Annotated in this window: 5 protein-coding genes and 1 pseudogene; 1 reads left to right on the top strand and 5 read right to left on the bottom strand. The window is 69.0% G+C overall.

The genetic code is table 11. The features are described from left to right. Positions 1-72: 72 nt before the first annotated feature. From solA to ACWD01_RS36570, 5 genes and pseudogenes are all read right to left on the bottom strand, one after another. Positions 73-1,221 carry an N-methyl-L-tryptophan oxidase gene (gene solA / locus ACWD01_RS36590; protein WP_451168204.1) on the bottom strand — a complete coding sequence of 383 codons (1,149 nt, stop codon included), beginning with the start codon at positions 1,219-1,221 and terminating at the stop codon, positions 73-75. A 61-nt stretch (positions 1,222-1,282) separates the two neighbouring features. Beyond that, positions 1,283-2,512, bottom strand: a pseudogene (locus ACWD01_RS36585) (glycine cleavage T C-terminal barrel domain-containing protein); the annotation flags it as partial. 78 nt (positions 2,513-2,590) lie between these two features. Next, complete coding sequence (locus ACWD01_RS36580; RefSeq protein ID WP_451168202.1) at positions 2,591-3,223, bottom strand: MBL fold metallo-hydrolase; 633 nt, start codon at positions 3,221-3,223, stop codon at positions 2,591-2,593. Then, positions 3,220-4,305 carry an S-(hydroxymethyl)mycothiol dehydrogenase gene (locus ACWD01_RS36575; protein WP_451168200.1) on the bottom strand — a complete coding sequence of 362 codons (1,086 nt, stop codon included), beginning with the start codon at positions 4,303-4,305 and terminating at the stop codon, positions 3,220-3,222. The genes ACWD01_RS36580 and ACWD01_RS36575 overlap by 4 nt, the downstream gene beginning before the upstream one ends. A gap of 489 nt (positions 4,306-4,794) precedes the next feature. Continuing rightward, entirely contained in the window at positions 4,795-6,510 is a 1,716-nt protein-coding gene (locus ACWD01_RS36570; RefSeq protein WP_451168198.1) for a BCCT family transporter, read from the bottom strand. Positions 6,511-7,107: 597 nt separating this feature from the next. Here ACWD01_RS36570 and ACWD01_RS36565 point away from each other — a divergent pair. Next, positions 7,108-7,470: a cupin domain-containing protein gene (locus ACWD01_RS36565; protein WP_451168196.1), complete on the top strand. Its 363-nt coding sequence runs from the start codon at positions 7,108-7,110 to the stop codon at positions 7,468-7,470. Positions 7,471-8,104: the final 634 nt, after the last annotated feature.

The following is an 8,104-nucleotide window of genomic DNA, read 5'->3' as shown; positions in this document are numbered from 1 at the left end:
ACTCCCCGGACAACGTGGCGATCAAGCTCGGGGACAGACTGGTGCTGCTCATCATTCTCACCTCGGAAGATGTCACACGCGCACACGGCGGGGGTCGAACAGGGCGATGGGGTGTTCGGTGGTGCCCTCTGTGGCGAGGTCGGCGATGATCTCGCCGATCACGGGCACGAACTTGAAGCCGTGGCCGGAGAATCCGCAGGCCACCGTTACCCGGGGGTGCTCGGGGTACTGGGAAAGGACGAAGTGCTCGTCCGGAGTGTTGCTGTACATGCAGGCCGCGCCCTTGAGGAAGCGGCCGGGCAGTGAGGGGATCCGCGGACGCAGGTACTCGGCGATGGCCGCGATCTCCTCGGGGTGGACTTCCCTGTCGAGGGTGTCCGGGTCACTGGGGACGCCCTTGCGGAAGAAGGCGACCTTGGCGCCCTGGTCGGGGCCGTCGAGGGACGGGAAGCCGTAGATCTGGGTGCCGTCCGGGTCCTCCCAGATGTAGACGGGGTGCCGGTCGGGGGTGAACGGGCCGGTGCCGCCCTCTGGCTGGAACCAGTACATGACCTGACGCTCCACCGTCACGCTCACCCCGAGGCCGGAGAGCAGCTTCGGAGCCCAGGCACCGGGGGCGATGACCAGCCGGTCGGCGGTGTAGGTGCCGCGGTCGGTCACCACCCAGGCCTTGCCGCCCGGGCCGTCGGCCTCCCATCCGAGGACCATTTCCGCGAAGTGCAGCTCGGCGCCGTGGGCGCGGGCCAGATTCAGGTGGGCGGTGACGGTGGCCTCCGGCCGGGCGACGCCGGCCTTGCGCTCGTAGAAGCCGACGTCCTCGGCGGCCGGGTTGAAGGTGGGAAAGCGGCGCCGGATGTCGGCGGCGCCAAGGACCTCGTGGTCCAGGCCCCACTGCTGGGCGCTGCCGAGTGTGCCGGCGAAGGCGAGGCTGTCCTCGCGGCCGATCATGAGGCCCCCTGTTTCGGTGAAGACCTCGTGGCCGGAGTCGACGGCCAGCTTCTCCCACAGCTCGTGGGAGCGGAGCAGCAGTGGAACATAGGCGGGGTCCTCGAAGTACGCCTGCCGGTAGATGCGGGATCCGCCGTGGCTGGAGCCGAGGTTGTGGGCCGGGCCGAAGCGCTCCAGGCCGAGCACTCGCTGACCGCGGGCGGCAAGGTGGTAGGCGGCTGCGCTGCCCATCCCGCCCAGACCGACGACGATCACGTCGTACGAAGAGGCCATGTGTCCATCTCCTGGGAATCTTGCTGTCGTTGAGTTGGTTCTGCTCGTGCCCGCGGCCGGTTCAGCGCCGGATGCGTGACATCTCGGGGTCGAACAGGGGCTCGGCGGCCGTGACGGCCGCGACTCTGGTGCCGAAGTACTCGATCTCCACCGGCGTTCCAGGGGCGGTGTGCTGGGCGGGCAGCCAGGCGTAGGCGATCGGCGCGTCGATCGTGTAGCCGTAGGCGGCGCTGGTCACGTGGCCGACCGGCCGACCGGCCACGTAGACCGGCTCGTGACCCATCACCACGGCCTGCTGGTCCTGCATCACCAGGGCGGTGAGTCGGCGGCCGACAGTCTCCTCGCTGACTCCCTCCAGCGCGGGCCGTCCGGTGAAGTGCGGCTTCTTGCGGCGGACGGCGAAGCCGAGGCCGGCCTCGTAGGGGTTGTGCTCGGTGGTCATGTCATGGCCCCAGGAGCGGTAGCCCTTCTCCAGGCGCAGGCTGTTGAAGGCGCTGCGGCCGGCAGCGATGATCCCCAGCTCCTGTCCGGCCTCCCACAGGGTGTCCCACAGCCTGGCTCCGAGATCGGCCGTGGTGTAGAGCTCCCAGCCGAGCTCGCCCACGTAGCTGAGTCGCATCGCGGTGACCGGGACGTCGCCGAGGTAGGCATGCTTGGCCTTGAAGTAGCCGAAGCCCTGGTGCGAGAAGTCGGTTTCGGTCAGCGGTTGCACCAGGTCGCGGGCGCGCGGGCCCCACACGCCCAGGCAGCAGGTGCCGGCGGTGATGTCGCGCACCTGCACGGAGCCGTCGCCGGGCAGATGGCGGCGCAGCCAGTCCAGGTCGAGGTTGCCGTTGGCGCCGATCTGGAAGCGCTCGGTGTCCAGGCGGGCGATGGTCAGGTCGCTGCGGATGCCGCCGGCGTCGTCGAGCAGCAGGGTGTAGGTGACCGAGCCGATCGGCTTGTCGAGTTGATTGGTCGTCAGCACTTGGAGGAAGGCGAGTGCTTCGGGGCCCGTGACCTCGAGCCGCTTCAGCGGGGTCATGTCGTACAGGGCCACGCGCTCGCGGGTGACGAGGGCCTCGGCACCGGCGATCGGCGACCAGTAGCGGGACGCCCAGTCGTTGCGGTGGGGGATCTTGGCCGCTTCGGGCAGGTTGGCGTTGGCCTCGTACCAGTGGGGCCGCTCCCAGCCGCCGCCTTCCAGGAAGACTGCGCCGAGTGCCTCCTGGCGGGAGTGGAAGGGGCTGATCCGCAGGGGGCGCGGGGACTCCACGGGCTGCAGCGGGTGGAGGATGTCGTACACCTCGACGATGCCTGCACCGATGATGACCGCCTTCGGCTGTGCCGCCATGGCCTTCCTCCAGATTCGTGTTCTGTGGCGGGCGGGTCAGTGCCCTCGGGCGATCCAGTCGTCGAGATGGGGAGCTTCGGCCCCGATCGAGGTGGTGGCGCCATGACCGGGGTGGACGGTGGTGGCGGCGGGGAGCGTGAGCAGCCGGTCACGGATGGAGGCGATGATGGTGTCGAAGTCGGAGTAGGAGCGGCCGGTGGCTCCGGGACCGCCCTGGAAGAGGGTGTCGCCGGAGAACAGGACTCCCAGCTCGGGCACGTACAGGCAGATCGCCCCGGGCGAGTGCCCGGGAGTGTGCAGCACGTACAGTCCGGTGTCGGCCACGGCCAGCGGTTCGCCGTCGACCAGCTCCCAGTGCCCGTGCTCCCGGTCGGGGTGCACCTCCTTCCACAGCACCGCGTCGGCCGGATGGAGCAGGATGGGCGCCCCGGTGCGGGCGGCGAGAGCAGGGGCGGCGTTGATGTGGTCGTTGTGGGCGTGGGTGCACACGATGCCGACCAGGCGCCGGTCGCCGACAGCGGCCGCGATCGCCGCTGCGTCGTGCGCGGCGTCGATGACCAGGACCTCCCGGTCGTCGCCGATCAGCCAGACGTTGTTGTCCACCTTCCAACTGCCCCCGTCCAGTTGGAAGGTTCCGGAGGTGACCAGGTGCTCGATCCGCGCCGTCACAGGACGACCACCGAGCGCAGGACCTCACCGTGGTGCATCTTGGCGAACGCCGCTTCCACCTCGTCGAGGGCGATCTTCTCGCTGACGAATTCCGCCAGGTCGAAGCGGCCTTGCAGGTAGAGGTCGATCAGGGCGGGGAAGTCCCGGGAGGGCAGGCAGTCGCCGTACCAGGAGGACTTCAGTGCCCCGCCGCGGCCGAAGACGTCCAGCAGGGGGAGGCCGACGGTCAGTCCCGGGGTGGGGACGCCGACCAGGACGGCGGTGCCGGCCAGGTCGCGGGCGTAGAAGGCCTGCTTGTAGGTTTCGGGACGGCCCACCGCGTCCACGACGACGTCGGCGCCGAAGCCGCCGGTGAGGGCGCGGATGGCCTCGACTGCGTCGGTCCTGGAGGAGTCGACGGTGTCGGTGGCGCCGAACTTCTCGGCCCACCTCAGCTTCCGCTCGTCGACGTCGACGGCGATGATGCGGCTGGCGCCGGCCACCTTGGCGCCCGCGATGGCGGCCATGCCCACGCCGCCGCAGCCGATCACCGCGATCGAGTCCCCGCGGCCGACCCCGCCGGTGTTGACCGCGGCGCCGAACCCGGCCATCACGCCGCAGCCGAGCAGTCCCGCAGCGGCGGCGGAGGCGGTCGAGTTCACCTTGGTGCACTGGCCGGCGGCGACCAGGGTCTTCTCGGCGAACGCGCCGATGCCCAGGGCCGGGGACAGTGGGGTGCCGTCGGCCAGCGTCATCGGCTGGGTGGCGTTGTGGGTGGCAAAGCAGTACCAGGGCTTGCCCTTGCTGCATGCCCGGCACTGGCCGCAGACCGCGCGCCAGTTGAGCACGACGAAGTCGCCGGGTGCGACGTCGGTGACGCCCTCCCCGACCGCCTCGACCACGCCCGCGGCCTCATGGCCGAGCAGGAAGGGGAACTCGTCGGCGATCCCGCCCTCCCGGTAGTGCAGGTCGGTGTGGCAGACGCCGCAGGCCTGCACCTGCACCAGCGCCTCGCCCGGGCCGGGGTCGGGAACCAGGATGGTCTCCACCGAGACCGGGGCGCCCTTCTTCCGGGCGACGACGGCGCGTACCTCGTGTGTCACTGTCGATCTCCTCGCTGAGGGAGACGGCCGAACGCGAGGTTCGACCGGATGTGCTGGATGACGGGGGACGTCGCATCGCTCCGCCGGAGCGATGGACGAGGGAGGGAGGGGGTGAACGTCGCTGTTCATGGGATCCCGCACGAGCAGCGGGCGATGTACTGAACGACTTGGCAACCGGCGCGGACCGACGTGCCCGGGGCTTGGGAGGGCCCGAGGGGTGTTGCGTATTACGCGTACCGCTTCGCTATGAGGAACAGTCTGCCTGCTGGGCAACCGCTGTCAAGGGGTTGGCCGGGCGAACTTGTCCTGCTGCCGGAAGCACCTGCGGCCGGCGGCCCCCGACCGCGGACACAGCGGCGCCCCGCGACCGCTCGATGCGGACCGCGGGGCGCCGGCCGGGGCTCGTCGGAGCCTCACCGCGAGGGGGTATCGCGGAGCCCGCCGCCGGTCGGGACCGGCGGCGGGCTCTTCGTCGGGGCAGTGCAGCGGTTACCTCTCGCCCAGGACGGCATCGGAGTCGCCCGGCCCTCCGGAGAGGGTGCCGTTCCCCATTCCCTCCTCGATCGCCGCGACGGCCTCGCCGACGAGCCGCTCGTGCTGCCTTCTCCGCTGGGCGGCCAGACGGGCCTGGCGCTCCTGGTGGAAGGACCTGATGGTGGCGATACACATGCCGAGCATCACCAGGCTGAACGGCATCGCGATGATGATCGCAACCGTTTGCAGCGTGGTCAGGGAAGCAGTGCCGGTGCCGCTGGCGACCAGCAGCGCGACGGCCACGGCGCCCTGAGCGGCCGCCCAGAACAGCCGGTTCCACACCGGCGGATGGGGGTTGCCTCCGGAGGCCAGCATGGCGACCACATAGCTACCCGAGTCGGAGGAGGTGACGAAGAACAGCACGATCAGCAAGATCGCCATCCCGGCGACGATCGTGCCGCCCGGCAGCGCGTCGAGCAGTTGGAAGAGCGCGCTGTTCGTGTCGACCGCGCCGCCGGCACCGACGAGTCCGCCGGCGCCGAACATCTCACGGTGCAGCGCCGAGCCGCCGAAGACGGCGAACCAGAGGAAGGTCAGCAGGGTCGGCACCAGCAGCACGCCGGTGACGAACTCACGGACGGTACGTCCGCGGGAAATCCGGGCGATGAAGATGCCGACGAACGGGGCCCAGGAAATCCACCAGCCCCAGTAGAAGACCGTCCAGGCCTTGACCCACGCGGTGCCGTCGTCGCCCTGCGCAGCACCGGTGTCGAAGCTCAGCGCGAGGATGTTCTGCAGATACGCGCCGATGTCCTGGACAAAGCCGTTGAGGATGAAAAGCGTCGGGCCGGTGATGAGAACGAACAGCAGAATCCCGGCAGCCAGTGCCATATTGGTGTTCGACAGCCACTTGATGCCCTTGGCGACGCCGGTGACCACGGAGACGGCGGCGACCACGGAGATGCCGATGACGAGGGCGACCTGCACGGTCCGGCCGGGGTCGGCCACCCATCCCTCGAACTCCAGTCCGGAGGAGATCTGCAGCACGCCGAAGCCGAGGGAGGTGGCCACGCCGAAGACCGTTCCGATGATCGCGATGACGTCGATGGCGTCCCCCCAGCGGCCCCTGATCCGGTTGCCCAGAATCGGCTCCAGGGCCCAGCGGATCGAGACCGGGCGGCCCTTGCGGTGCACGGAGTACGCGACTGCGAGGCCGACCACGACGTAGATCGCCCACGGGTGGATGCCCCAGTGCAGGAATGTCTGCACCATGGAGAACTCGCCCCGCTCGGCCGCGCTCTCGCCGACCCCCGGCCTGGAATTGACGAAGTGGTTCAGCGGCTCGGCGACTCCCCAGAAGACCAGCCCGATACCCATACCGGCGGCGAACAGCATCGCCAGCCACGACCCCAGGCCGAACTCCGGCTTCTCATCGTCCTTGCCGAGCTTGATATCTCCGTACCGGCCGACGCCGACCCAGAGGGCGAAGATCACAAAGAGCGAGACAATGGCGGTGTAATACCAGCCAAGGCCGCCGACGATCTTCTCCTGAACCATGCTGACATGGCTCTGCGCCGAGCCCCTGAAGATCGTGGCGTACAGCACGAAAGCAACGATGAGGATCGCGGAGGGCCAGAAGACACGTGGCGCGATCGAGGACCTGCGGCGCGTCCCCACTCGCTCCACATCCGGTGTGTCACCTGGCGAAGTCACCATCTGTTGGGCGGCCATGCGCTCACTTCCTTCTACTGTCGTTGTTGGACGGCTGGCGGGACATCCGACCTCCCAGGACGGGGGACTGTGGACCGCGTGGCTCGCAGACAGTGACTTCCGTCGAGGCCGGCGGACGTCGCGCTGCGGCGGTACGGACCAGCCCGGCCCGGGGCCGTCCTGGGCGGCGATGTCGCGGCTGACGACTCACATCCAAGAACGTTGCACTAAAGAAAACGTGTTTCTGCATGCGCAACGGAACATCGATAGTGTGCCGGAGTCAAGACAAGTTGCTGAAGCTCTTGTAACTTCTCGGGCACCCGGCAACGGCTTCGGTCGCACATGCCCACCCCGCCAACAGCGCCGACGGGCGACTCGAGGAGCACCAAGAGGCGCAAAGAGAACAGATCGAGCCTGTCGCCCCCTCCATCCCCACAGGGCGCCGATGACGCCACCACCCCCTCCCGGCCCGCTCTTGACGACGCCCCACCACACCCCCATGATGTTGCGCATTGCGATGTGAGTTCCTCATTAAGGAACAGCGCTCGCTGCGCCGCCTCCGGATCGGGCGATCGGCGGACGTCAGTCGCTCTCACGACGAGAGATAAGGACACGGGCATGACCATCAGCTTGAACGCCGGATCACTGTCCTCCGACGAGCTCGAGGACAAGAAGGATCTGGCCCCGCCGACAGCCACGCCGCTCGGCGGGCCCATGCAGACCCGCAGCCGGCGGATCTTCGCCTCGGACGACGGCAGGATCGTCAGCGGAACATGGGAGTGCGAACCCGGAGAGTCGGCGTGGGACTTCTCCGACCGCGGCGAAGTCATCCACGTGCTGTCCGGGCGCATGACATGCGAGGAGAAGGGCGGGACGAAGACCGAGGTCGGCCCTGGAACCACAGCGGTGTTCCCCATCGGCTGGCAGGGCACGTGGACGATCCACGAGACGCTGCGCAAGGTCTTCGTCATCTACACGTAGACCTCGGCTGCCGCGAGCCTGCACTCGAGCTCGAGAGCAGGCTCGCGGCACGTCCGGAGCGCTGCACACCGTGCACCGTCCGGCCGGACGAGCCGCCCCTCGTCACCCCACGCCGGCCACTCCGGGGCGAAGAGGCAGCCGATCGATCCTTCGCCCCGGCCACCGCACATGCGCTGCGCGCGGGGCCCATGCGGCCGCACTTCCTCGCCCCCTTGACCCGCCGACGTCCTTCCTTGATGCTTCAGTTGCGCTTTATGGATTCTGTATCTCCATACGCAACGCAGAGTGGCTGCCCCTCCGAGGGAAATCCAAGGCCGCCCATGAGGGGTCCGTGCCGTGGATGGGCGGCGCCGGCCGCTTCACATCGGCGTTGACCACCCCTCTCCGCGGCCGTCGCCGAGTCGTTGCGGCGGCCCTCGCGGGACCGGGGTCGACATGACTCGTCCCGCCTCTCTTCACGTCCGACATCCGATCCGGCCTCGAACCGTTATGCCCCCTGGAGTTACCTGATGCCTACTCAAGACGAGCTTCGCACCGCCCTCACCACGGAGGCCGGGGCTCCGGTCGCCGACAATCAGAACAGCGAGACCGCGGGCGTCGGCGGGCCGGTGCTCGTCCAGGACCAGCTCCTGCT

It is taken from the genome of Streptomyces sp. NPDC002835 (assembly GCF_053591995.1).
The sequence above is the reverse complement of the archived record's forward strand: the minus strand, read 5'-3'. Positions and strand labels throughout refer to the sequence as shown.